This window comes from Enterobacter cloacae complex sp. HYC033_NIDB, assembly GCF_056673335.1.
In genome coordinates, this window is record NZ_CP115124.1 from 29,312 (window position 1) to 52,566 (window position 23,255).

General features: G+C 51.2%; 21 protein-coding genes. All 21 read right to left on the reverse strand.

Annotated features, from left to right (window positions below; all coding sequences use genetic code 11):
• Positions 1-19: 19 nt before the first annotated feature.
• The 21 genes from traN to O1721_RS23750 all read right to left on the reverse strand — a co-directional run bounded on the left by traN (position 20) and on the right by O1721_RS23750 (position 23,248).
• Positions 20-2,815 carry a conjugal transfer mating pair stabilization protein TraN gene (traN, locus tag O1721_RS23650; RefSeq protein ID WP_001256484.1) on the reverse strand — a complete coding sequence of 932 codons (2,796 nt, stop codon included), beginning with the start codon at positions 2,813-2,815 and terminating at the stop codon, positions 20-22.
• A 115-nt stretch (positions 2,816-2,930) separates the two neighbouring features.
• Complete coding sequence (locus tag O1721_RS23655) at positions 2,931-3,938, reverse strand: TraU family protein (protein ID WP_000983282.1); 1,008 nt, start codon at positions 3,936-3,938, stop codon at positions 2,931-2,933.
• Positions 3,935-4,606 carry an EAL domain-containing protein gene (locus tag O1721_RS23660; protein WP_000575345.1) on the reverse strand — a complete coding sequence of 224 codons (672 nt, stop codon included), beginning with the start codon at positions 4,604-4,606 and terminating at the stop codon, positions 3,935-3,937. The genes O1721_RS23655 and O1721_RS23660 overlap by 4 nt, the downstream gene beginning before the upstream one ends.
• Positions 4,603-5,868, reverse strand: coding sequence for a TrbC family F-type conjugative pilus assembly protein (locus O1721_RS23665; protein ID WP_001447719.1), 1,266 nt, complete (start codon positions 5,866-5,868; stop codon positions 4,603-4,605). The genes O1721_RS23660 and O1721_RS23665 overlap by 4 nt, the downstream gene beginning before the upstream one ends.
• Entirely contained in the window at positions 5,831-6,361 is a 531-nt protein-coding gene (locus O1721_RS23670; RefSeq protein ID WP_001010740.1) for a S26 family signal peptidase, read from the reverse strand. The genes O1721_RS23665 and O1721_RS23670 overlap by 38 nt, the downstream gene beginning before the upstream one ends.
• A complete protein-coding gene (locus O1721_RS23675) occupies positions 6,358-6,675 on the reverse strand; it encodes a hypothetical protein (protein WP_000351984.1) in 318 nt (105 codons plus the stop codon). Before O1721_RS23675 ends, O1721_RS23670 begins: the two co-directional genes overlap by 4 nt.
• Before the next feature lie 14 nt (positions 6,676-6,689).
• Positions 6,690-9,137 (reverse strand): type IV secretion system protein TraC, encoded by a 2,448-nt coding sequence (gene traC, locus O1721_RS23680; RefSeq protein WP_000637384.1) that lies wholly within the window; start codon positions 9,135-9,137, stop codon positions 6,690-6,692.
• Positions 9,134-9,841, reverse strand: coding sequence for a DsbC family protein (locus tag O1721_RS23685; RefSeq protein ID WP_001259346.1), 708 nt, complete (start codon positions 9,839-9,841; stop codon positions 9,134-9,136). Before O1721_RS23685 ends, traC begins: the two co-directional genes overlap by 4 nt.
• Before the next feature lie 148 nt (positions 9,842-9,989).
• Positions 9,990-15,476 carry an Ig-like domain-containing protein gene (locus O1721_RS23690; RefSeq protein WP_000606835.1) on the reverse strand — a complete coding sequence of 1,829 codons (5,487 nt, stop codon included), beginning with the start codon at positions 15,474-15,476 and terminating at the stop codon, positions 9,990-9,992.
• 200 nt (positions 15,477-15,676) lie between these two features.
• A complete protein-coding gene (gene traA / locus O1721_RS23695) occupies positions 15,677-15,994 on the reverse strand; it encodes a TraA family conjugative transfer protein (RefSeq protein ID WP_064754699.1) in 318 nt (105 codons plus the stop codon).
• 78 nt (positions 15,995-16,072) lie between these two features.
• Positions 16,073-16,651 carry a type IV conjugative transfer system lipoprotein TraV gene (gene traV, locus O1721_RS23700; protein WP_000793435.1) on the reverse strand — a complete coding sequence of 193 codons (579 nt, stop codon included), beginning with the start codon at positions 16,649-16,651 and terminating at the stop codon, positions 16,073-16,075.
• A complete protein-coding gene (locus O1721_RS23705) occupies positions 16,648-17,961 on the reverse strand; it encodes a TraB/VirB10 family protein (RefSeq protein ID WP_024131605.1) in 1,314 nt (437 codons plus the stop codon). The genes traV and O1721_RS23705 overlap by 4 nt, the downstream gene beginning before the upstream one ends.
• A complete protein-coding gene (locus tag O1721_RS23710) occupies positions 17,961-18,878 on the reverse strand; it encodes a TraK domain-containing protein (RefSeq protein WP_000794249.1) in 918 nt (305 codons plus the stop codon). Before O1721_RS23710 ends, O1721_RS23705 begins: the two co-directional genes overlap by 1 nt.
• Positions 18,862-19,488, reverse strand: a complete 627-nt coding sequence (locus O1721_RS23715; protein WP_001049717.1) for a TraE/TraK family type IV conjugative transfer system protein — start codon at positions 19,486-19,488, stop codon at positions 18,862-18,864. The genes O1721_RS23710 and O1721_RS23715 overlap by 17 nt, the downstream gene beginning before the upstream one ends.
• Positions 19,485-19,766, reverse strand: coding sequence for a type IV conjugative transfer system protein TraL (traL, locus tag O1721_RS23720; RefSeq protein WP_000805625.1), 282 nt, complete (start codon positions 19,764-19,766; stop codon positions 19,485-19,487). Before traL ends, O1721_RS23715 begins: the two co-directional genes overlap by 4 nt.
• A 144-nt stretch (positions 19,767-19,910) precedes the next feature.
• Positions 19,911-20,276 carry a hypothetical protein gene (locus O1721_RS23725; protein WP_001052530.1) on the reverse strand — a complete coding sequence of 122 codons (366 nt, stop codon included), beginning with the start codon at positions 20,274-20,276 and terminating at the stop codon, positions 19,911-19,913.
• A 335-nt stretch (positions 20,277-20,611) separates the two neighbouring features.
• Positions 20,612-21,274 (reverse strand): hypothetical protein, encoded by a 663-nt coding sequence (locus O1721_RS23730; RefSeq protein WP_001231464.1) that lies wholly within the window; start codon positions 21,272-21,274, stop codon positions 20,612-20,614.
• Positions 21,274-21,651 carry a hypothetical protein gene (locus O1721_RS23735; RefSeq protein WP_000869297.1) on the reverse strand — a complete coding sequence of 126 codons (378 nt, stop codon included), beginning with the start codon at positions 21,649-21,651 and terminating at the stop codon, positions 21,274-21,276. The genes O1721_RS23730 and O1721_RS23735 overlap by 1 nt, the downstream gene beginning before the upstream one ends.
• A 9-nt stretch (positions 21,652-21,660) precedes the next feature.
• Positions 21,661-22,107: a hypothetical protein gene (locus O1721_RS23740; RefSeq protein WP_000122507.1), complete on the reverse strand. Its 447-nt coding sequence runs from the start codon at positions 22,105-22,107 to the stop codon at positions 21,661-21,663.
• 9 nt (positions 22,108-22,116) lie between these two features.
• Positions 22,117-22,746, reverse strand: a complete 630-nt coding sequence (locus tag O1721_RS23745) for an IncC plasmid conjugative DNA transfer DtrJ family protein (protein ID WP_000743449.1) — start codon at positions 22,744-22,746, stop codon at positions 22,117-22,119.
• A complete protein-coding gene (locus O1721_RS23750) occupies positions 22,703-23,248 on the reverse strand; it encodes a hypothetical protein (protein ID WP_000228720.1) in 546 nt (181 codons plus the stop codon). The genes O1721_RS23745 and O1721_RS23750 overlap by 44 nt, the downstream gene beginning before the upstream one ends.
• Positions 23,249-23,255: the final 7 nt, after the last annotated feature.

Consider the following 23,255-nt stretch of genomic DNA (forward strand, 5'->3'; position numbering starts at 1 on the left):
GGCCGAAAGGCCCCTTTTTTTATCCACCACCAGTTGGCGCGCCTGTTTGAGGGTCTATGCTGTTTGTCGCCTCTTTTCGCTTCGCGTCAATATCAATCCCTTCCAACCGCTCCAACGCCCTTTCCTGAGCATTCTTCCGCGTCCCGTCAATATTGAAGTCATTCCCTGCTCCAGTCAGCGAGTCGAGATTTATTGAGGCCGGATCAGGGAATTTACCGTTCTGCTGTAATATCCCAAGCCACTCATCCAAATTAATTTTGCTCCAATCAATTTCGGCAATTTTATCTAGTGGAATCCCTTCACACTGAGGATTTTTGGGGTCTCCAAAGTTCTGCCCCAATTGAGGGCGAACCTGTTCTTGTATAATACGAGAGAGCGGAGAATTGAAGCAGCAATACGCTTCTCTTTTTTCAATACAAGCGCCCAACACCTTAGATTTACAATAAGAGCCTACATAGGTGCAATTCTTGAGCGCTCTTTTTGCGTTCATAGTGAACTCTTCTTCCTCGCACTTATAAATCATCTGGATCATCACCATCGCAACGACATAGACGGTATATATCGTCATGGCAGTGCTAAGCCATGTTGTCGCAGTCTCCATCATTGCTTCGGCAGCTTGTTCAGATGCTGCGGCAGCCGCCTGCTCTGTTGCTGCATCTTGGCCTGCTGATTTCATGACATCCATCATCACTTCTTTGACTTGCTCTTTGAGCTGGTCAATGAGTTGATCAACAAACTGCTCTACAGGCTGGAAGAACGAATCAACAGCACCTGAAACGTTCTCTATATAACTTGTGAACGGTTTTGTGACTTCTGTCCACCCTTGAAGGGCAGGTTCCCTAAGTACCTGATAAGCACCTTTAAGCGCATTACCATCAGTCAGCCCCATCACTGCGCCATCGAGCTTTGGAACGGCCATTATTAGGTTCAGATAATCGGCAAGAGATATATTGGTTGGCTTTTCACAGCAATCAGAAACTCCCCCAACAGCTATCTTGCATTCGCCAGCTTCCCCTGCAAAAGCAGAGCAAATAACGTTTTCATCCCCGGTAGGATTGTCATCCCCATCTTGGCCTGTGCAGCTCATATCCTGCGTCATGAATTGGGCTGCATTGAGCAACGCAGTAGCGCGAGCAAAATCAGTGCTTTGTGTTTTGGTCAAATCAAGGCAGTCATCTCCCATGCAGCGTATAGGCCCACCGCACTGGTACTCAGTTTCCTTTTCCAAGGTCGGAACAGAAACATCTGTACCACAGTCATAAGTATCCTCGTGGACGTAGCACGTACCAGAACTTCCCTGAGCACCATCAACACATTTGGAACTGATGAAGCCGCACTGAGGGTTTTCTTCATATTTCTGACAGCTATCGAGATTCCCGCCCGTGTTTACCGGACAGTGCGTTTCACCTTGAGGGTCTGTCCAGCAGTCCATTTGCCCCTTATAGAAGTCATAGTCAGCTTTAACTCGAACCTTTTTGCATAGTTTTGGAATACCAGGCAAAGGTGACGGCTTGAGTTGAGATTCGCAAACTTTGATCCCATTGATGACTGTGCAGCCAGTAGCATCAGTCGGGTCATCTATACATGTGATCTCGCCTTCCGCAAAACCATCTACCACCCCTTTGGCTGAATCCATGCAGCTCTGTGGAGCCCACTCATCCTTGGTAATGGCTTTCGATGGGTCATAGCGGAGTTTTATGCGGCCAAAACCCTCACCTTCGCCACTTACTGAAACGCGGATCTTAAACGTAACAACATCACCATCTTTCACGTTCTTAAAATAGGGAGTGACATCAACATTAGGGTTTCGCTCCCAACTCGTGGAGAGCTCACATCTACCGGCTGTTTCTGGAGGGAAGTTGCCATCTGGGCCAGACCACACTTTAGTCTCTTGGCCGGACTTACCGACCCACACTTGCATGTAGTCATCCCACTTGGCGTATTCAAGCGTTGCAGACACTATGGCATCTGGATTGCTGACTTGGACCCGCGTGTACTCCTCATAAATCTTGCAGTTACCACTCCAGTAGTTGTCCCCCACTCGACCAATCCACAACTCAGTACAGCCTTCTCCACAAGATTTGAGGTTATATGGACCATCATAGTGCTTCACCACAGAGGCGTCGTAGTCATGGACAACCTCACAGTCCGCGCTTTGATCTACAACACGCTGACACCGTTCATACTCTGGAATGTGGGCGTTGATAGTATTCTGATTGATGGTTGTTTCGGCAGAACAATCCCCAAAGCCACCTGCGATGAGGTCCATATCCTCATAGGTCTTTTTGCTTAGATTTAGTACCGGGTCATTACTGAAATCAGGGCGTGATCGATTAGAGGCATCGAGAAGAACCTTGTATGCCGCACCAGAGATTGATGGATTAGCACTATTGGCATCACTCCACAGCGACCCTTTTGCATTATTCCCCACGCTGTCCATGTCATCGCCAGAGTCGTAAATGCCTTGCAGACCGCCCACATCAGGTTTATTGGCATCAGGGAAGTAATAACTATCAGGTTTATTGTTGGTCCCGCTCGTTCCGGGGAATAGATCATTGACATTAATCTGACTCCCCCCGTTCATTTGGAATTGACCGTCTTTCAACGTCGGCATAGAGATTGTGCCATCTTGCACAGTCCCCGAGCTCGACTTGAATGAGTTTGAGAGGTTTTGTCCGAAAGCCTGGGCCTCTTTACCCACCGCTGTGATGTCCTGGTCTTGGCTACCGTTAGCGTAGGAATGTATCGGCAGCGCAGACATGGTTACTGTCAACAGCGAGGCCACAGCTTTCATAAAGTAATTATGACTTCGCATTGTGTTCTCCATTTCAACCTTCCCATGCTATCTGAGAAGACAAGGGCCACCTGTACGTGTAGTGGCCCTTTTGGGGCATAATCTAAAATGCCCGTGCAAATTCGTTAGGGTCTGCTCAATTGTTACAGCAATCATTCCATCGCCAGATGGTGTAAATAGGGTCTTGCCCAATTGCCGGTATAGTTCGCGCCAGACCCCACGTAAGAGTGGATTCGCCAATTACGTGAGATGAGTTTGTCTCTGGAACCGGATGCAATAGCGTGAATTTGTACTGCGTTTTGGGTAGTGTTGGGCTAATAACGCCTCTACACATAGCCTCAGAACCCATTGTCTTCCACGCTAACCCCCGGCGATGCAAAGCAGCCAGAACCCTTGTGCTAAGAAGACTGCTATCGCGGATAACACCTTTTCCACCATTCTGGTTGCCACTAAATGGATACAGGGTGCCCCATGAACCAGCACACCAGAAAAGCTGTTTTAAAGGTTTTCCAGCGGTTGATGAGACAGCATCAGCAGTACACGCAGCCGCCGCAATTGGGTTTGCTACTGCCGCCGCCTCTGGATTGGTAAAAAAAGCGAGCTCATCATTGTTCCAGGTCGGGTCGAGCTCCGACATGTACATGATGTCGAGATCCATATACCCATCAGCATTACAGGTCTGCTTAATAAATAAATCGAGCATCACCAACAGAGGAAACGCATAGTAGTGATAGTGCATAAAAGAACCATCACCACCATCCATGTCTCCCATGCCATGATGCCCTTGGTTAGTCCTATCAAACGGGAACCTGACACCATTCAAGACTGATGAGCAGCCAGGCACTCTCTGAAATTCAACGAGCCGTGCTGGCTCCCACATAGAAGTGGTGACTCCAGGCCGAGGGACCCCTAGATTATCCTCGCACATACACAGAGGGTTGCTTACGGCTTCACTCGGGAATGATCCGCCTCCACCACTTATAGGAACCCCTGCTACTTTGATAGGGAAAATACAGCTCCAGCAGATGTCAGTAATCAGTTTTCCGCCGATCACTTCCGCATTCTGGCACCCAGGGTCAGCCGATACCGAACCAACCCAAAAGACCGCGCTAACGGCCATGATCCGTAGAATTTTTTGCATCATGGTAAGGCCTTTACGTAATTCAAATTTTTCTCCATGACAGCAGGCTTCCCGTGATAGAAACCTTGTTGCCATGACAGTCCAAGTAATTTGGCGCTCTCCCCCAATGGGAAGCTCTCCACCTGCTCAGCAATGAGCTGTATGCCTTTTCGGCGGCAGTGGAGGATGGCCGGGTAGTCTTCAAGCGACCGCAGTCTTCTCGCGTCAAACTTGCAATAGTGCCAGTCATAACGGCTCAGGCGATCCAGAGAAGAGTTTTTGTCTCCATAGTCATCCAGCGCCAGCTCAACCCCTATTTCGGTCAGAGCCTCCCATCTCGATGCGAGAGAGGCGTCCTGAATGCCCTCTGTAATCTCGATGACAAGCCGTGATGAGTGATTTTTAGCAATGTCGCGGACAACCCTACACCACGCCTTGAAGATGACGTCTGATTGCAAAGTTTGTTCGGAGACATTCAGAAAGAGAGCCGGGTACAGATCCAAGCAATAATGAAGGTTGTCCTGAATGAACCGTGCCATCTCCATATCCACCAGTCCCCAATAAGGAGGAGATGACAGAGAGGATGGTGTAAGAACCCGGCCTTCGTCGTACCAACGAGCCAGTACCTCAGCAGCGACAAACGAACCTGTGCCGACGTCTTTAATTGGTTGGAAAGCCGGGGCAAAAATCATTCACCGCCCTCCTCAGCAAGTTCGCGGACAACAAACTTCTTGCCTCTGGCAGTAATGACGCTCGGTGTGTGCTCCAGCTCGAACCGGGTAATCAGATCTGGCGTCAGCAGATATACCGGCGCGTCAAAGTTGTCGGTGACACTCTTGTAGGAATCCCAGCCTTTGTCTTTGTCGAACTCTGTGGCGATATAGGTGATCCGTTGTACGCCAGGCTCCAGCTTGATTTCAGGCAGCTTCTTGGCGAGTAGTTCCATTTGCTTTTTGTCCAGCGGGTCGAAAACTACGACCGCTTGGGTAAATGGCCGCGTTCCAGGCTTGCAAACTTCCTTCGGATCGCACAATGGGTTGATCACGTCACCCGCGTGAGCGAACACAGTGCCATCCGGAGTGCTGATGTCACTGGTGATCATGACGCTAGGGTCAATTTCTCGTGTTCGAGATTTTGGCGCTCTTGGCAGCTCATTGAAATTCTGCTTGGTCCAGAAGCGCTCTATAGCCTGTTTCTTCTTCTCTTCCCAGTCGATATTGGCAAGGCGTTTCTTGGCAACATCAATAAGGTCTGGCTCACTGATTTTCTCCACCGGCCCCTTAACGCCGAGATCGCCTTTTTCTCCGTTATCCACTTCCCGAGCCAACCATACCGGGTCGGACAACCCGGAGACCTGGGCGACGACGTTTGGTTGTTCGCCAGGCAGCGGCTCATCCTCCAGCATCACAATCGTGGGAACGGCTGTGATGTTGTACGTTTTGAACAACGTAGGGTTGATGATGATGTTCGGCACTGGGTCTTTTTTGGCCGCGAGCGCCTGAATAGCTTTAACTCCCTGCCCCAAGTTCATTCCTTCCGGGATGCCACGGAACACAATTACAGAATCAGGCTGGCCTGACACCGCCGTTAGGACGTCATCTAACCCCTGTTCGCCAAGAGACAACGAGGCGAAAACCAGTATCCGATGGTCAGAGTAGATACCCTTTTCAGCCTGTTTCCGGTGCATCTCCTTGAGCGTTGGGTTAGTAGTTTGGAGCTGCTTGAAAAATGCCTTGGCTTCGGCCTGAGCCTCGTCCATGTGTTGGTTTTGCAACAGAGATGGCATTTCCATCTTCTGGGCCTTTTGGGCAATTTGCTTTCCTTGCTCAATAAGCGCCTTATCCTGCTCTGTGAGCGGAGACTCTTGAGCGTATGCCCCGCCAGCCACAGAGAACATCAACGCCACCAGAACGCTCTTAGAACAGGGGATATGCGCGGCCAATGATCTGATCATTTTTCACAGTCCCCCAGTAACGTGAGTCGAAGCTGAATGGGCTTTTGCCCATAAACCAGTAGTTGTTCTCTTTCAGCGTGGTCTTGCCGTAAAAGTGGCTCTCTGGCAGATGTAGTTTCCCTGCGAGCTGGAGCCCCTCTCCGACGACATCACCATTGACGGTGATCTTCCACTTATCGTTGATCTCGACTTTATCCCCCGGCATACCGGTGAGGATTTTGACCATGCGAGTCCCGTCCTTGTAGAAAGGCTGCATGTTCTTGGCTTGGAAGGCGTAAACCGCTCCCCTCTCCAGAGTTTGGTCGTTCAGATCAATGAGGAAGAAGGTGTAACCCGGCAGGCACTTCTCCTGTTGTGGATCAATGCCAATACGGTAGCGGCTGGCAAAGGCCGCACCAGCAGCCCAAAGAACCACTAGTGTCACACCTGCCTTAACCCCGAAGCGCTTCCAGGATTCCTTTTTGACGAAATACTTCTTGAGTGGAAAATTCATTTCAGCACCTCATCAGGGAGGTACACGTCACTTGGAGCCCCGACGACAGCACTTGCGTCAAGGACCAAATAACCTGCGTCTTTCAACTTCAAAATTGCGTCATTGGTCTTGACCATCAGCCTTTCAACTTCCTCCTGAGAGGCACCAGCGGGATACGCCGACGCCACTTTAGCGAAGTCAACCACGACCACTGGCGGGGTTTGATTCAAACGCTGATGGATGCTTGCCGTTTGTTCGCTCATCACGTAGTAGCTACCGCCGAAGCCACCAGCGGCACCGAGAATGGCGGCGATTGCGATTGATTTAATGTCCATTACTGTCTCCCTGGTTATGCAGCCTGCCGACGGCTTCGCATTACGGCCTTGATTGCCTCAGGTATGCTCATGCCTTGTTTCACAAACTGGTCGATGGCGTTAACGTCCACCGGATCGGTCGAATAAAGTAGCTTCTGGAAGTCGCCCACTATCAAGCGACCGACGCCCATACCGCTCTTCGATTTGATAAAGATTTCTGAGTACACGCCTTGGATGGTGTGTACCGTTTTGAGGGTGTGGAACCCGCCCTCTGAAAGGGTCAGACGACCGCTACGTTTAACAGATTCCACGGTTTCTTCGGTTTGGCCGAGCAAGTACATGCTGGCCGAGTTCTCCGCGATGGCGCGGCCCACTGCGTTCTCATAGAGGTCGTTGATGGACTGCGTTGCAATGACAACGGAGCCACCGTACTTACGGAATTTGCGGTAGGCATGTTCCATGAAGACCGAGACCTCGCCCTCTTTGAGCAGGTCCCAGGCCTCATCCACGATGACGACTTTCTTGCGGTTACGTTCACCCAGGAATACTTCTTGCTGGATCTGGTAAATAAGCTGGAGTAGTACAACCTGACGCAAGTGCTTACGCCCTTGCAGTTCATCGAGCTCCAGTACAGTGAACTGGTTCTGGAAGCTGACGTTGTTCTTGCGAGAGAAGTATTTCCCGTAGCTGCCCTGCGACGTAAAGGCGTAGAGCTGCTGACCAATATCCTTGAGGCGCTGGTCATTTTCTTCTTCCAGGCAGCGCTCAGCGATGTCGTCAACCTTCATCTCTTTACCTTTCTCTTCCCACAGGCGAGAAAGGACCTGTTTCAACGCAGAGATTTGCCATTCATCCAGCAAGCCCTTAGCCGAAGCCATCGCACAAACGAGGCTGACTATCGCGTCTTCTTCGTCCTCGTAGTTCTGTATGAGCTCAAACGGGTTGAGGCAGACGTGCGTTCCTTCTTCAAAGTGAACGAAGTCGCCATTGAGCATTTCCGACAACTTCTGGTAGGACTTACCGGCATCAATAACCCAGACCTGAGCCCCCTCGGACAAGTAGGAAAAAATCAGTTCGTTGGTAAGGAACGATTTACCCGAGCCGGATTCGGCTGCGATCACCAGGTTCTTGTTGGTATTACTGTCGTGAAGAGACAGACTCATGAGCTGGCCGTTGCGGGAAATCAGCGCTGCATGATAGGTCCCGGTCCCCTTCCATTCCCCAAACACCGGCAGGACCACAGCAGCCTGCTCGGTTGTCATGGTCTTGTAGCGGAATAGGTCTCGCACTGCATCCCGGTCGGTACAGAATGGCAGGCAGTTGAGGAACATCGGCAGAGCAACGAACTTGTCCTCCATCAGCTCGAACCGAGATTCACGCCAGATGTTTCGTGCGGCCATCGCCGCCGCTTCAACACGTTCTTTGGTTGGAGCAAATAAAACCACCGAGTAGGTGATCTTGACTGGCTTAGCCCCCTCTTTCATGGACTCATAGAGAGTGTCGAAGCTCTCCTTCTTGTCCGCCAGCACCGGCACGAATTTGAGCATCGGCCCGTAGGCTTGGTTTACAGTGAACTGGCGTTTGCGCTCCAGAGTGTTTTTCGTGCTTTCTGCCTCAGGGAAAAAAACATTGGTCACGACCATGTAGTTTTCTTTGATGCTGGAATTGCCGCCGCTGAGATCCCCGGCATAGGTCAACGCATCACCAAAGTAGAAAACGTCAGGCAGCTTTTTCGCTGACATGACTTTCGCGTGGTAGTCACCCAGCCTGATGCCATTCTTGCTGACTTCCACGTCGGTGCCGTAATCGAAGATTTGCTCGCAGATGGGCTTATCCATCTCCCAATCCACAGAGTCATGTCGCCATGAAGCATCTGGCCCCCAATTCAGGATGGTGCTCATGATCCGGATGTAGTTCACCGCCGTCATTGTGCGAGGACGCAGACCAACGGTTTGAAGCGATGATTCGACCTTCGTGCGAAGCTGTGCGAGCTGCTGGAGTTCGCTTTCAGTCGGGTTATTGTTCTTGATGGGGACTTTGCACGTAACGAACAGCTTGAGGTCTTGGATCAAGCCATTGTCGTAGATACCTTTGTTGGTCTTGGCAAATATGCGATCTGTCGTGTGGTGCTGGAGGAAGTTAATCCGTTCCTTGATAACAGATGTCAGCAGCTCGTGACGGAAGCCATCACGCAAACCCATCATCCGGTACATCTCCTGATTGATGTCCGGGGAGCGGAACAGGACAAACTGGAGCGTAGTCTTCGACGGGAACTCCTGATTCAGGAAACCGTTCATTCGCTCCTGAACTTTTTCATCGGCACCACACAGGGGCTCACACATGAAACCAAAGCCTGCACTGTGATCATCCATAAGGAAGACATGATCGTCTTCGTCATAGGCCAGGACAGGAATAATCCCGGCAGCTCGCAAGTGCTCCGGGATCAACGTTTCTTCGAGTTTCTTTTTGATGGTTACGATCATTCAGCACTCTCCAACCATGATTTCAGGTTCTTCGGACGTCCTTTGCTGACACGACCATCCGGAGCAACAACGAACGGAACGCCCTCAATCCCAATGAAATGAGCTGTCAGCAGCGTTTGGTCGTATTGGCCGGGGTCGCAGGTTTCTTTTGAAGGAAGGGAACCCAGGGTGTTGTTCATCAGCGCATCAAGCGCGTGGGTTTTGTCTTTCGCGCAGTACAAGTTTTTTGCCAGGCGGTTGGACTCAGCACCCAGAGCTGGAATCACGATAAATTTAAAGGTGTAATCATCCACCAGCGATTTGGCATCACCCATGAGCTGATGGCAAACCGCGCACCTAGGATCAACAAAGACCACCACCTCTTTGTCACCACGCCCCATCGACACAGTGTTCAGCGTGTCCACATCCATGCCCATGCTCTTGAAGTGGATACGCTCCGCTACATCCCTCATTTGGGACATCGTGTTGAGGGGCTTCTTGCTCCACAGGTCGTAGATTTGTCCTGAAATAACAAATCGTCCGTTTTCAGAGAGGAACATGATCTGCCCATCACTTTGGACGGCTCGAACCCCTTTGATGGGTAGCTCTACAATGTCCTCTATCTTCGCCGCTCTGGGATCGGTGATTTCCAATTTCGATGACGCATGAGCCGTGCCGGTAATAATCCCGAACACCATCAGCGCCCCAAGTAATTTTGTCCGCATGTCTATCCCCTAAGATTGGATTACTGGATGCTGGGCAGTGTATCCGGGGGATGGAAATAGACTCGCCTCTGTAATAGCCCAATTTGGACAATTCCAGCGCGATACAAAAAAAAGCCCGGTCTGAACCGGGCTTTGAGAGGAATGAACCTTAGTTCATGGTAACAGCTTCGGATTTGCCCCCAGAGTCATCGACCCCAACCAGAGAGATGGTCGGCATCGTTTCATAGGTGCCCTTGCTGATAGTCACTCGATCAGAGCTGATGCTCTGCAACTCACCGGCAATGGTCCATTCGTAGGACTTCATGCGGCCATCGGTATCTTCGCAGTTCGCATAGACGATCCACGACCCAACGGTCTCTCGTGAGCTCAGGCTACATGCAGGCAACTTGTTCTCTGCAACATTGATGTTCACCTCGCCCTCAGCTTCATGCCCCATTTCTGAGGTTATTTTCAGCTTGATGCTGTGCTCACCAGCGCCCAGAGTTGCTCTGCCGTAGTAACCACTGCTTTCCAACGGTGTACCATCTACCGAATAAACACGAGTCGAAATACGGTCGCGTGGGTGGCCGCCAGAAATGTACGGTCGCAACAGCACATCCAGAGGCTCACGCTCGTATTTGTTCGAGCCAGAGTATTGCAGGTCAATGGCATAGGGCGCTGCCTGGCCGATCTTGAGCGGTTGCTCGATCACGGTCTCATGGCCGCGAGCATCACGGACAGTGACCTTGATGTTGTAATCACCCGGCTCATTGATCACAAAGGACCGGACAATATCCTGCCGCTGATCCTGAATCACAGCGCCTTCCGGCAACTCCCACTCGTAGGTCGGCTCTTCCAGCTTGCCGTTGAAGGCAATTGGCCGCACTGACGCGGTGATCGTCGCAGGAGCCACGTCTGCGTTCTTCCTAACCTGCATTCCGAAGCTCGGCCATACATACTGCCAAACGCGGGAGCGTAGGCTATGCGAAGCCTCTGCACCCTGATCTCGGTATCCTTCGATCCAGGTGGTGTACTTCGTTTCTACAGTAGCCTGATTGAGGTCAGTGTCAGAGGGTTCGTACTCAGCAGTATCACCCTGCACAATCGAGCCATCAGGCAGCGTGAAGAACCCGTTCAGCTTCACGTCCATCCCACGGTAAGGCAGGCTGGTTTCGGCTTTGAACACATACTTCTTACCGGTCTCAATAACTCGCGGCCCTGTCACGTAAGGACGAGGTGCCTTCACTGCTCGGAAGTCAACCGCCGTTTTCGCAACTTCATAGGCATAGCCGTCATCAGCCGGTGCCGTGGCAGAGCGCACACGAGCCCACAGGCGGTATCGGGTTTCTTCATCGCTCGAAAGCGTGATGCTATCCCCTGTCTGCGCGTAGGTTTTGCCACCGTCAGTAGACCACTCAACAATGGCATTGCCACCGGAGATTGGCTCATCGTTCAACGTCAGGTTCGCTGTGTACTTGCCTTCACTTCCGACAAACAACGTGGTCGGGCCGATAACAGCAATATCAGGTTTGTCGTAAGCGACAACACTGACCGCTTCGGTGTACTTTTCCGCACCTGAGTTGACGTTCACCACCTTGGCCCGAACCTGGTACTCCCCCTTGTCGAAGGTCTTCACAAGCTGATACTTGTATCGATCTTCTGGGATGAACTGCTCCCAGGTTTTACCGTCGTCCTTACTGGTTTCCCACACAACCTGGCCGGTAGCCCGGAGATCCTGACGGTCGTCCAAAGATAGCTTGAACACAGCAGTGAACGGAGCTTCACCAGACAACTTGCGAGCCTCCACGCCAGCACCGATGGCACCACCGCGAAGCACTGTCAAGAAGGCAGGTCTGATAGACAACTCTGTGCGGTTGTAACCCTCAACAGGGCTTTCCAGAACAGCCTCAGCAGCGATACGGACGGAGGAAGTATCCACACCAGACAGGTCTACTGAGAACTGAGCTTCACCGTTCGATGCTTCCGCATAATCAGTGAGCGCAACCGTCTCGTTGTAGGCCTTTTGCTGGATCAGGCGTACTTTCCACACCCCCATCGTGTTAGCGTCATAGTCACCATCAGGTTTGTACTGATCACGGATGAGAACCCTAACCGGCAATGCCTGGGTGTCAATCGCGGTATCACCTTTAACTTCAACGATAGGACGGATACTGTCAGAAGGTGCAGAGATAGCCCGGTAGACAACCTCAGTCTTCACATCAGGCACCTTGTTGTAGGCCGCGTTCACCTTGTAGGTGGTCTCCTCCCACAACGCTCGCTCATCGGTATTGATGCGGCGATACACCTTATTGGTGGCACCCCATCCCGGAGTGAAGGTCTCAGACTCAAGAACATCCGAGTTGCGCGATATGGCAATATCCAGATCAGCTCGTTCAGAGTTGATAATGGCATCACCCAGGTAGTTACCTGTCATCGGCACCAAGTAGATGTTGTCTTTGAAGTTGTAGTCGGAGGCTAGTTCAACGGTCGGAGCTGGTGGGTCAACCGCTTCGACATTGAAAGTCTCGTCGTTCAACGTCACCCTAGTGCCGTTACGGGTGAAAATACTTACCCGCCACCCCAGTGGATGAACGCCGTTGGAGGCCAATGAACCAGAGAGCGAAGGTGATTCCGATAACGGGTCTTGGACCAATCCATCGGGGATCTGCTGCCACTCGAACAGACAGGCACGGCTTGCACTACCAACAGCCTTGTTCGCGGCCTCTTTTTTCGCACGGTCTGCGCTGAGGGTTATAGAACAGTCTGGCCCCTTGCTCTGCTTGAAGTTCACATCAAAATCTTCAATGACGCGATTCACCTGAGCAATGTCATCAATCGGGGTGTAGCCAACAGAGCCATAGGCAGTAGTTACCGTCAGGTTCTGAGAGCCAGACCCAACTTTTACCTTGGAACCGTCACCACTGAACAGGTACAGGCTGTATTCGACAGGTTGTTCACCAATGCTCACAGCCTGCCCCACCAGCCCAGCAACTTTCATCCCGTTGTTGTCCTGCGTAGTTTGTTCAGCCTCATCTGGAGTTCTGTCCCACTGGAGCAAACACACCGGGTCACGAATTGGGTCTGCGGCCATAGCCACATCCTCTTTCGTGGTGAACCGGCAAGGCACACCCGACTCTGGCAGGGCATAGATTTTCACTGGGTCAATGACCTGGCGAATTGTCCATGATTCAGCAGAGAGCTTAGCCGTCCCTTTCCAGGTATTGATGTCCACAACCAAGATGGGTGAGTTCGGCGCGGAGGTCATGACAAGAAGGCTGGAAGAGCCGACCACATCAGGAACAGCAGGTTTAACCGGAATGCTCAAACGACCACCTGACGCACCGAAATCATGTTGGCTCATGATCCCCATTGTCTGGCCTGGCTCGATACGCACCCCATTAACCACCAGCGGTACTTTCGCATCAGAACGTAGGGTCGCAAACACGTCGTATGAACCTGTCACGACAGCACCATCACTGAGCGTCAGCGGCTTGGTTTCGATGATCCGTTTGCCATCTGCATGAACAAATTCATGAGTGACAGCGGGGACCATGACCTTGCCATCCATCCCATCCGCCAGCATTACCTGACGAGGTTTGTACTCGAAGCCAACAGCCTTTTGAACCGCATTGCCTTGTGCATCCTCACCGGAAACAGTCAGCGTGTAAGATTCCCCTTCCTTCAAAGAAGGGAACATTACCGGGTACTCAAGGCGGAATCGACCTTTCGACTCCTCACGCCAAGACAACTGCACCTTGTCATTGGCAGGCCCCCCTACAAGGGCAATAGAGGTCAATTTAGGTGAAGGGTCGATAGCATCAGCCAAGGTAATAACAACATCATCTAGAGTCTGGATAGCTGCTCCATCTGCCACACTGAGTGTCATGGTTGGTGGCGTTCTATCAGACGTTATCTGGAACATTGGTTGTCGCGTTAAAGGCCCGTGCATCTCCTCTGCTGCGGCAACAAGACTGTATTGCCCCTCAGGGAGAGTTTTAAGATCCCACTGGTAAGTGTAGTTCTCCCAGTTGTTGGCTATTAACCCACCAGTTGGAGACAGCTTGTTGCCTTTGCTATCTTCAATCCATGCACTTCGCAGACGCAGCCTATCAAAGTAAGCGCCTCGTCCTGGCTGGTTAACGAATAAGGTAAATACCTTGCTATTTTGATCGAACTGCTGACTTAGCTGAGGGTAGTGCTGATCGTTCCAGTTAACCTCTGCCCAAAGAGGATTCGAGCGAAGAGATTTATCCGGATTGAAAACTGTCGCATTATCGTGGACGTACCCTGTTGTGCCTTTAGCCATTGTGAAGCTATTTGCAATCACGCAGCTATCTTGACCAACAGGAATTTCACAGCTTCCCCTGTGAACGGCAGTTTGAACGTAAGGCCTTGGTTCAACTTTGACACGGATACTACTAACAGTGACAGGAAGAACAGAATTGTTCACCCAGTAGCGGTAAAAACTAGACCATCCTATATCACTGTAATTGTAGTCCACACCCAAAAGTCTGGGACTTTTAGGCGCTGATGGAGAGAGTGTGAGGTTATAAGCAATACCGCCTCCCCCCCACTGGCCGAAGTTCACCCAACGCCAATAATTGCCGTCGGTATTGCCATAAGGTGCGGTTGTGACGAGATAAACATAGCTGGCATCTTCTCCTACCTTGGACATCTCTCCCAAGGCATTGGTCATATTTATCCCACCTTCTCTATACTCATGCCAGTTATCACGCGGAACACGCCAAGCTAACTTGATTGGGTTAGTTTTAACTGTCATGCCCTCAGTGTAAGCAACAAATCCGGTTAATCCAGGGCCTAAGTTGTTTGTACTTGAAGGGTCATAAACACCAAAAGGTGCAGACGGAGCATTGGTTATGCTATCAAACATCACTTTTTGACGAGGTGAAAGATAGCTATTTCCAGCGCTATCGCTTATCTCAAACTGAAGTGTAAACACTTCATCCAAGTCAGAGGCTGGGAAAAAGCCAGATTGGAAAGACTGTCTAGCTTGTCCGTTAGCGTCATCGTAGTTCACGGATACATCTTTGTAGAGTGAACCGTCTTGACGATACAGCTTTGCTTTGACGCCTTTGATGGGTGACTCATCAGAGATTCCTGACAGCAAAAAGGCATTATCCTCAGAGCCACCTAGACCCAGTTTCCAAACATCACCGCTAGTAACCTGCCCATAGTTACTATAAACCGGGGCAAGCGAAGAGTAGGTTGGCGGCGTCACATCGACAGTAAGAGGGTATTCATCCGTCTGTACTGTAGAACCATCAGAGGCAAGAATTTCCGCCCTGATAGTGTATGCCCCACCAACTGGAGCTGGTAGTTGAAGTTCCGCACCATAGTAGGATTTTCCACCCACTGTGATGCGATCAGTAGCCCCAAGAAGGTGGCTGGTCGCTGTCGAAACCACTGTTCCATCCGACCGAAGCACCGAAATCTTTACCTTTCGGTCGATACCGGCACTCAAGGCAAACGAGATATTGCCCGTTGGGTTGGCATAGTTGGCATTCGGAGTCAGAGACCGTTGCGTACCATCTGGAGCCTTAAAGGTGTATTCCAGCAGCTCTGCATGAGCAGCACCAGCGGTAAGAACCGCCAGAGCCCCAAGCATCGCCGGAATTTTAGGCTTGAAATTGATCATCGCATTCTCCATTCGTTTTGAGTTACAAGAACCCAATGCTGGAGGTTACGGGAGGGAGTGCATAAACATGGGCTGTGGAAGTGCCCTTTTTGAGCAAATAAGGAAATAGTTGGAATTTGTTATGACTGGACTTTTTGCCAAAAAATAAGGGCAGCTTTTAGGCTGCCCCTATCACCCGTTGATTAACGGCAAGGTGTCTTTTACACCCCCAGGCCATTGCTGAGTTGCACAACAGCCGGGATGACCTTCTCTGCATGTTCCAGAGTAGCAGACATGATGGATTCCACTACGGTCGGGGAGTTGTACAGGCCCATACCGCCACCGATACCCATAGCGAAAGCCATGAGGCTCTGGCGAGCGATACCACCAACAACACCGACCAGGATCATCGCACCCGCAACGATTCGACCCAAAGTACCTTGGGTCCAATCCTTGAGAGTTACCCATACGTCGTCAAACGCTGTACCACCAGTACCAGCGTGGGCCTGATCCGGCACGAGCAGGAAGGCTACCACCATCAACCCCAGGAAGAGGAAGAGTGCGTTGTTTTTACTTGAGGCATTCGCCAACTGATTTGCGTTCATCAAGAACATCTCCTATTTGGTTGTTTCAGACTTCGGTTCGTGTTGTACCGTTTGCAGCGGTCTCAAAACTGGCTCACTTTGCGGTGTGCCATCCCCAATCACCCACCTGCGCGGTTCGATTTCGGTATAGACATACCCTGTCACGATGAGATCACCATTGGTGTCCTCCCAGGGAGCTACCCAAATCCGCATAACCTGTGCTGGTGTACGAATTGGAATCGGGCGATCCGGAAGACGCGGTGCGACATAGTTGTCAATCACCGGGTCTCCGGAGCTAGATGAGTTCGCTGAAACGTTTGAGGAACCTTCGCCATCCGCTTCCGCTTTGGCCTCGACTTCCTCTGGTTTCATTGGACGCGGGACATTTCCGTCATTGGTTGCGGCGTAAACGTCTCGCGCTGACATACACTGAACACCATTCGGCATTCCCGGACAGCTATACTCATCCTTGCCGATGTTGAACGTCGAACAGCCCGACAAAATAAGTAGCGCTGCACCCACCCCCAACATCTTTGCGGATCTTACTGCCTGTTCCTTTTGAGCCTCGCCTCTGGAACTGCCCTTTCTGGTCAAAATGTTCAAATTTTTCATTTCTTGGTTCCCCCGGTGGAACGAATTTGTAGCTTGGTTCCTTTGGTCACGATGATGTCTACCTGACGGCCAGCATCGACCTCGATAACAGGGAAGATGCCTTCGGCCATGTCGATATAGAACTGAGCGATGCGATCTAGCGCCTTACTGGCCCCCTTCACTGCTGCTCCCTGCAACATCTGGTCGGAGAACACAGACTGGTACTGGGTATTTGAGCCAGGGTTAGTGCTAACGACCGGCACAGGATTGACGTCAAAGGCTTCGGAAACGCCACCAAGGAAGCCTGCCATCAAGCTCTTGGCGATGATTTGCCCCTGCTTCGATACGACGCGACCACGGACACCGGCCTTACCGTCTTCACCCACTGCATAGGAATCCAGCTTCGCTTCTATGACACCCCCATCATCCCGAACGCACGAGAAGGTCTCGCCACGCAGGTACGCTCGCTCTGAACTGAGATCTCCATAGCCTGAAACAATCAGGAAGCACTCACGAACATCCGCACGGAAGCGGTTAGGCAAAATAGCCTCTTTCTGAATCCTGAGGGTCGAAGGGAACGGATCTCGACGAGCACCTTGAGATGTTGGTGCGTCCATACCGTTGATGAGCACCCCTGTCAGGATGGAGCCAGAAGGTAGGTAGATAGACTCATCATCCTTGTTGTCCTTCTCTTCAACTTCTGGCGCTTTCTGCGAGTAGCTCACTATTTGGATGCCTGGTTTAGTTGCATCACGACCGTCTCCCTTGCCAGTTGCAGGAGCCCCACCCTTCGAGTCAGGAAGCGGTGCGTCCCGAAAAAAGGATGCAGGATCTTTGTAGTCGAGCTTTTTCTCCATGAACTGACCATCACCACCAGATGCACCATTAACATCGGCTCTGGCATCCTCTGATGAAGAGGATGTTTTTCCACCAGCAGCGCCGGTTTCGACTTTCTTAGCCAATTCCATGTTCTTCTGGGTCAGGCGGTCCAAATCTTGACGAAGGCGGGTCATCTCACGGCCAACATCACTGGATTTCCCGGCAGTGGTTTTGGTTTCCTCCAGCTCTTTCTTGACTCGTTCCAGCTCCTTTTTCAGGTCGGAGTTTTCACGAGACACCATCTTCACATCGGCAGACAACGAATCTATCCCGATCTCACGGGTGTTTTTGTCTGTGAGAACGTGCTTGATGGTTTCTTGGCGACCGCGCTTCTCTTCTTTCTTGGGTTCACCAGAGAACATTGTCACGACCGCAAAAAGAACGAAGACGCCGCCAGCGATAGACACCCAACGCTTCTTGTTGGGGTCTAACTGTGTCCAAAATCGCTTAATCATTGGGCACCTCCCAGCAGCGATGGACGCTTAGACGTTGGTGCGAGACCACGCTTCTGCTTCTTCGCCACATAGATCTCCGTCTTCTGGCCGGGCTCAAGCACGTTAAGCGGCCACGTAGTCACCGCAGCCACATCCCAGCTCCCACACAACGCCTCTTTGAACTCAATAGGCTGATCAGAGACGTTCAGGGCGACACCGATGAACACGTTAAGGTGGTGGCCCATCATGTATTGCCCCTTGCTGAAATCCACCTTTACCCCAGGATGAGCGCAGCTCGGCACCGCAGCACCAGCAGGGATGCGGTTCAACGTGTAACCTTGAGGGACTTCACCAAGAGCAATCTTGCGGAATACCGACCGGATGGTTTCGACATAAGGCTGGCTCTGTTCCCAGGTCTCAGCCTTGGTATTGGCAAAAGCACCAGTGATACCTACACCACCATCGAGCTTGAGAAAGACTTCTCTGGGCGGAATACGACGGGGAACCATCGTCAGGCTGAGAGCTTGGGCTTCCGAGCCTTTTTCAGTAATGAACATAGTCACCGGATACTGCTTATCCGTGGCGACATAGACCACATTCTCTTTGATGCAGACCTCACCACACTGGCCGTTATCCGTCGCCCCGGTCAGAGATGTTGAAACGATCTCAGGATTGCTGAAAGGCGTGACGATTCGGTTCGGATGACCAACGGCTATCGGGATGATCTGGTTAACCCCCGGCTTCATCGTCAGTAAGGGGTTTTCATTCATGCTGCCCACAACCTCATGGGAGCTTTGTCCTGACGTCACAGGGGCAGGAACATCCTTTTTCATAACACTGGCCGGGACAACAGGAATGTCATCCGAGGCATAGGCCATTGAAGTTCCAAGCGCCAAGGACAGCGCCAGGAGCGAAAGTTTAGCGTTGTTCTTCATGCTTTCTCCGGTTTTCTTCTTTGCGCTGGAGTTGCTCCAAAACAGTTTTGGTGCGTGGCTTTCCTACATAGGTGTCGATGTAGTCCAGCACGGGCGCGTAGTTTGAAATCTTGATGGCGAACTCGTAGGAGCGTTCGCTACGCTCTTCGTTAGAAGAAGCCCCTTTGACGTAGGAATATCCGTAGACAAACACCTTGTCGCTCTTGGGCTCGTACTCAACAAAACGCGGCTCAAACCGCATGGTTACGCGGTCGTTCTTGATCTGTTGAGCTTGAATTTCGATGGCATCAATCACGTCCTGATAGATGCTCGGGGAGAGAAGCGGGGTGATCCGTTCTTTCACAAAGTCAACGGTTCCTGGCGTCACATTGCCAAGGAGCTGAGCAAAAGCGAAACCCCAAGCCTCTTTATAGGACTGAGAGGCGTTACTTTTCGTCACCCAGGCTTCTTCCGTGAGCGTGAAAGGCTGGATAGTGACGATGGTTTCCTTGCTGAATACTTGGACCACCAGCAGGAAAACGATAGCAATAAGACCACCCTGGAAGATTCGCCCCCACTTATTTTCTGTTTGGGTCCCTTCCCAGGTCTTGAGATACTTTTTCAGGTTCAAGGCAAATACCTCCGGACAAACGGGTTCTTGAGAGATTTGGCCTTGGTCATGATGAACCCGGCCCAGTAGATCATGTGGAGCAGGTATCCATCCGGATGGTTATCCCTGAATCGGCGATAAAGGTTGGTTACAAGTAACCCCCCCAGAAAGCAGATCAGAGCCTTACCGATGATGACCCCTATCGTTAGCCCCAAAAGCATCGGGGCCAACTCATCTGCGCTCCACAACAGCAGATGCGGGGGCTCATCGACCCGGCGCGGTATCTTTACAGGCTTCATAGCAACCCTCTTCTTTTCCTAGTGGCCTGTATTCTCATTCAGGGTCACTGATTTTCTGCCACGGCTTCGCGCCCTTTTCGGGCACTTCCAGCGACAAATAAAAAAAGGCGGCCTAAGCCGCCTTTTTTGCGTTTACTGGATCGGTTATTGATTTTGAGGAACCGCTTCCGAATGTTTTTCCGAAGCCGCAACGCTAACTTCATTGGCTGGTCGGGCCACCTCCAGAGTTTTCACTTCCTTGTTAGCATTGGCTTTAAACTTGAACATCAGACTGTACGCCGCCAGCAGGAAGAAGCTGAGAATGCCCCAGTAGGTCTGAACCGTGCCCAGAGCCTTGGCCGGGTCACTTGCAGCTCTGTTGGCCGTATCAGCAGCCAACTTAACCCACTGACTCCAGTCAAAACCTGCCGCAAAAGCAGACAGCCAAAACGCGACGGCCACTGGAACGATGAAGATGCACATCAGCACCGCGTTCATCAAAAACCAGAAAAATTGTTTATTAAGGTTCACACTTCCTCCCATTAACCTAGAAAATTGAATGCGTGTTCCAGGTTCATCCCTGCAACAACACCTATAACGAACATCACCTGCCAGACAAGGAACTGCCAGGAGATGAATGAACCAGATGAGCTTTCGCTTTCTCTGACGTGAGCTTGTGCGGACATAGACCCTCCAAATAACTTGTCGTCATCACGGAGTAATCGTCTCTTAATTGATCAATCTAGGAACAGTGCTGTTACGGCCCATTTTGGGCACTTTATGGAGGTTTATTCGAGGAGATGATAAGAGCGGGAGGCGAAAAACTTTCACATGTGAAAGTTCAAAGCGGCCGATGGCCGCTTGTTTCACACTGTTCTATTGTAACGGAGTTCTCGATAAGCATCCCATGCTTGCTCTGATGAGACACCTCGACGACCAACATCTGTGGCGCACTCAAGGTCCATCTTGTACTGCTTAACCTTCTGGTCTGCTGTATCGCCCCAGCTCATGGCTGATGGGTACTTGGAAACACTAAACACATTTTCAAGTTCAGCCTGATAGTCGTCGTTTTGTAACAGAGGTTCGGTTTCACCATCATCCCAGCGAATGTAAGCCTTACCCTGGAGAGCCTTCAAATGCAAAGGCACCAGTAAGGTGGAAATCACTTCGTCAGCCCTGATGTCTTTGTAAGCACACCAGTGAGGTTTAACGGTGATCACACCATTTACCAAAACGATGTCACACGCCAGTGTCGCTTCAACATTATCGTTAACATCCTGCCGAGCGTAGATCTCCACGAAACCAACCTGCTCTGGATCAACCTTGTCGATGAAGCTCCAAAAGCTGGGGTACGACGTTCCATCGCTGAGCGTCAACTGACCGTCATGCTCTTTCAGTATACGGTTCAGTTGTGCAGTGAAGAACTCTGCCGACACTTTTCTTGCCAATGGTTCCATATCACTCAGTCGTAGAGTGGCTCCTCCACTCCCCTCATACACCTCTCCAAAAAAGAAATCTCTCTTACGCATTAGACTTTGCCACCTTTAATCGCTTGCTGGGTCAGCTTGATCCAGTTCAACGGGTTTTCACAGTCAACATGGTTGCCAGCGGCACCAACTACCGTTTTGTATGCCTCCGAGCCTGCCGCTGTGTGTACAGCCAGCATAAACGAAAACATAGGGTCATTTTGCATGGTGCCAATCATCATTGCACTGGAAGTGTCTTTGAGCTGGCAGTTTTCAACCCGCAGATTGAGTACATCTTTTGCCACCATCTGACAGTCGGGACACACCTTCTCAAGGTTCTTGAGCTTTGCGTCGTCATTGAGCACATCAGGAGCCGCGATGGCAGTACCGGCTATACACAGCCCCAGTGCCAGCAGTTGGAGTCTATTAGTTACTTTCATGGTTCCTCTCTATATCGTTCCAATTTCGTTTCGGTAAAAGAACAGTGGCCCAGTGACTGTTCTGAGTTCCGGCGTTACTTGCTTTACTCTTGAGCAAATATGCTGCTTGAAAAAGTTGTGGTATCCGTACAACGCTGGGCGTGTAAATACGGAAAAGATAATGAGGGTGATGGCCGCACCAGCGGCCCACCCGATCACGTCCGGAGAGATAAGTCCTGACACGTCTGAGATACGTTCTGGTTCAACCAAGCGGCACACCACCAGCACCCAGAACCACATTACCGGCATCACAAAGATCATCTTTCCGACGCAAGCAATGAGCACCTTCACCAAATTCAAGCTCTGCGCCCAGTAAAGCCACAACGCAGACAAGGATTGGCGACGTATCACCTGGTAGACGTTCAATGGGATGTCGCACAGATGCACCCCATCTTGATTTATAACGGAGTAGCTCATCCTCCCTCCCTATACCCGTTTCTGGAGGTTGCCGAACGTCAGGCCAACCAGGACACAGCACGTCATCATTGTCATCGGGATGACAACCGGATCGAGCGCTATGGGGATGAAGAACGCGATGAACAATCCGGCCATCAGGTACATCGTTCCGCGAACGCTGTAACGATGGAGAACCGGACTCGCATAATCGAAGTTGGTCCGCTTAATTCGCCATGTCATCATCCCGTCATATACCGCAGGTACGAACAGGATCAGCATATAGGGAGCCCACGCGGCTAACAGTGCCAACCTTGTGTAGAACTGGTAAATGACGTTGACAAAGGCTTCCATGCGGCCTTTGACCCACACAAACCAGCCCTTGCCCATGTCCTGCATCCCCTTGGACTTCTGGCGCTCCTCTTCTGATGGGATCAGCGTTTGGTACATCCCCTCATAGAATCCTGAATCAATAACGCTCGACCTGAACCAGGTAGATGCTTTGTTCTGTATCCAGTCTCTTGCTTCGACACCAAGACTCTGTTCCACCAGCTCGGATTCCCTTTTGATGGCTCTGTCTGTCCAGTCGCCAGGGATCAGCAGCAATATTGCCAGCAACTCAATAACCAGCAGCCATGCGACCAGCAACCACGGCTTCTTCATAGTCGGTTCTCCTTAAAACAGTTTTCACGCTCTCACAGGTGATGAGCTCATACAGCAAGCCACGCAAAGAGGTCTCATCCTCATGGGGCTGCGGGTTAATGGATAGTTCTCCTGGATGGGAAGAAAGCCACAGTGAGAACGACTCTCCTGAATCGACAGACCATGAATCACCGCCACTATCGACAATTTGCACTTCCAACGCCCGGCAGGTTTCGGTGATCAGGGTTTCCAGAAATGCCCCAATTCTGGCCGGGTCTTCATATTTCTCTCTCTGCTCATGAAACACGAGCTGGCTGTAGCGATGCAGAGCTTCTTCAATGATCGGGTAAATCACAGGCTCCTGATTAGCCTTAATCCCGTCTGTGATGTAGCAGCTCAGCTTCTCGATGATGGCCTCCGATGCAGGCCAGTCGAATTGGAGGATGCTCAGGATGTGAGCGTTCTTGCGGCCACGACTTTTCAATTCATTCATAACCCTGTCGAAAGGGTTCACATCGACCATGATGGCT

Coding starts and splice junctions, on each gene's coding strand:
- O1721_RS23655 (WP_000983282.1), bottom strand. CDS start 3,938: ATGATGCAAAAAATTCTACGGATCATGGCCGTTAGCGCGGTCTTTTGG.
- O1721_RS23710 (WP_000794249.1), bottom strand. CDS start 18,878: ATGAAGAACAACGCTAAACTTTCGCTCCTGGCGCTGTCCTTGGCGCTT.
- O1721_RS23745 (WP_000743449.1), bottom strand. CDS start 22,746: ATGAAGAAGCCGTGGTTGCTGGTCGCATGGCTGCTGGTTATTGAGTTG.
- traN (WP_001256484.1), bottom strand. CDS start 2,815: ATGCGAAGTCATAATTACTTTATGAAAGCTGTGGCCTCGCTGTTGACA.
- O1721_RS23685 (WP_001259346.1), bottom strand. CDS start 9,841: ATGCGGACAAAATTACTTGGGGCGCTGATGGTGTTCGGGATTATTACC.
- traL (WP_000805625.1), bottom strand. CDS start 19,766: ATGAAGCCTGTAAAGATACCGCGCCGGGTCGATGAGCCCCCGCATCTG.
- O1721_RS23670 (WP_001010740.1), bottom strand. CDS start 6,361: ATGAATTTTCCACTCAAGAAGTATTTCGTCAAAAAGGAATCCTGGAAG.
- O1721_RS23730 (WP_001231464.1), bottom strand. CDS start 21,274: ATGCGTAAGAGAGATTTCTTTTTTGGAGAGGTGTATGAGGGGAGTGGA.
- O1721_RS23665 (WP_001447719.1), bottom strand. CDS start 5,868: ATGATCAGATCATTGGCCGCGCATATCCCCTGTTCTAAGAGCGTTCTG.
- O1721_RS23735 (WP_000869297.1), bottom strand. CDS start 21,651: ATGAAAGTAACTAATAGACTCCAACTGCTGGCACTGGGGCTGTGTATA.
- O1721_RS23660 (WP_000575345.1), bottom strand. CDS start 4,606: ATGATTTTTGCCCCGGCTTTCCAACCAATTAAAGACGTCGGCACAGGT.
- O1721_RS23740 (WP_000122507.1), bottom strand. CDS start 22,107: ATGAGCTACTCCGTTATAAATCAAGATGGGGTGCATCTGTGCGACATC.
- O1721_RS23750 (WP_000228720.1), bottom strand. CDS start 23,248: ATGGTCGATGTGAACCCTTTCGACAGGGTTATGAATGAATTGAAAAGT.
- traC (WP_000637384.1), bottom strand. CDS start 9,137: ATGATCGTAACCATCAAAAAGAAACTCGAAGAAACGTTGATCCCGGAG.
- O1721_RS23690 (WP_000606835.1), bottom strand. CDS start 15,476: ATGATCAATTTCAAGCCTAAAATTCCGGCGATGCTTGGGGCTCTGGCG.
- O1721_RS23675 (WP_000351984.1), bottom strand. CDS start 6,675: ATGGACATTAAATCAATCGCAATCGCCGCCATTCTCGGTGCCGCTGGT.
- traA (WP_064754699.1), bottom strand. CDS start 15,994: ATGGTGGTAGCCTTCCTGCTCGTGCCGGATCAGGCCCACGCTGGTACT.
- traV (WP_000793435.1), bottom strand. CDS start 16,651: ATGAAAAATTTGAACATTTTGACCAGAAAGGGCAGTTCCAGAGGCGAG.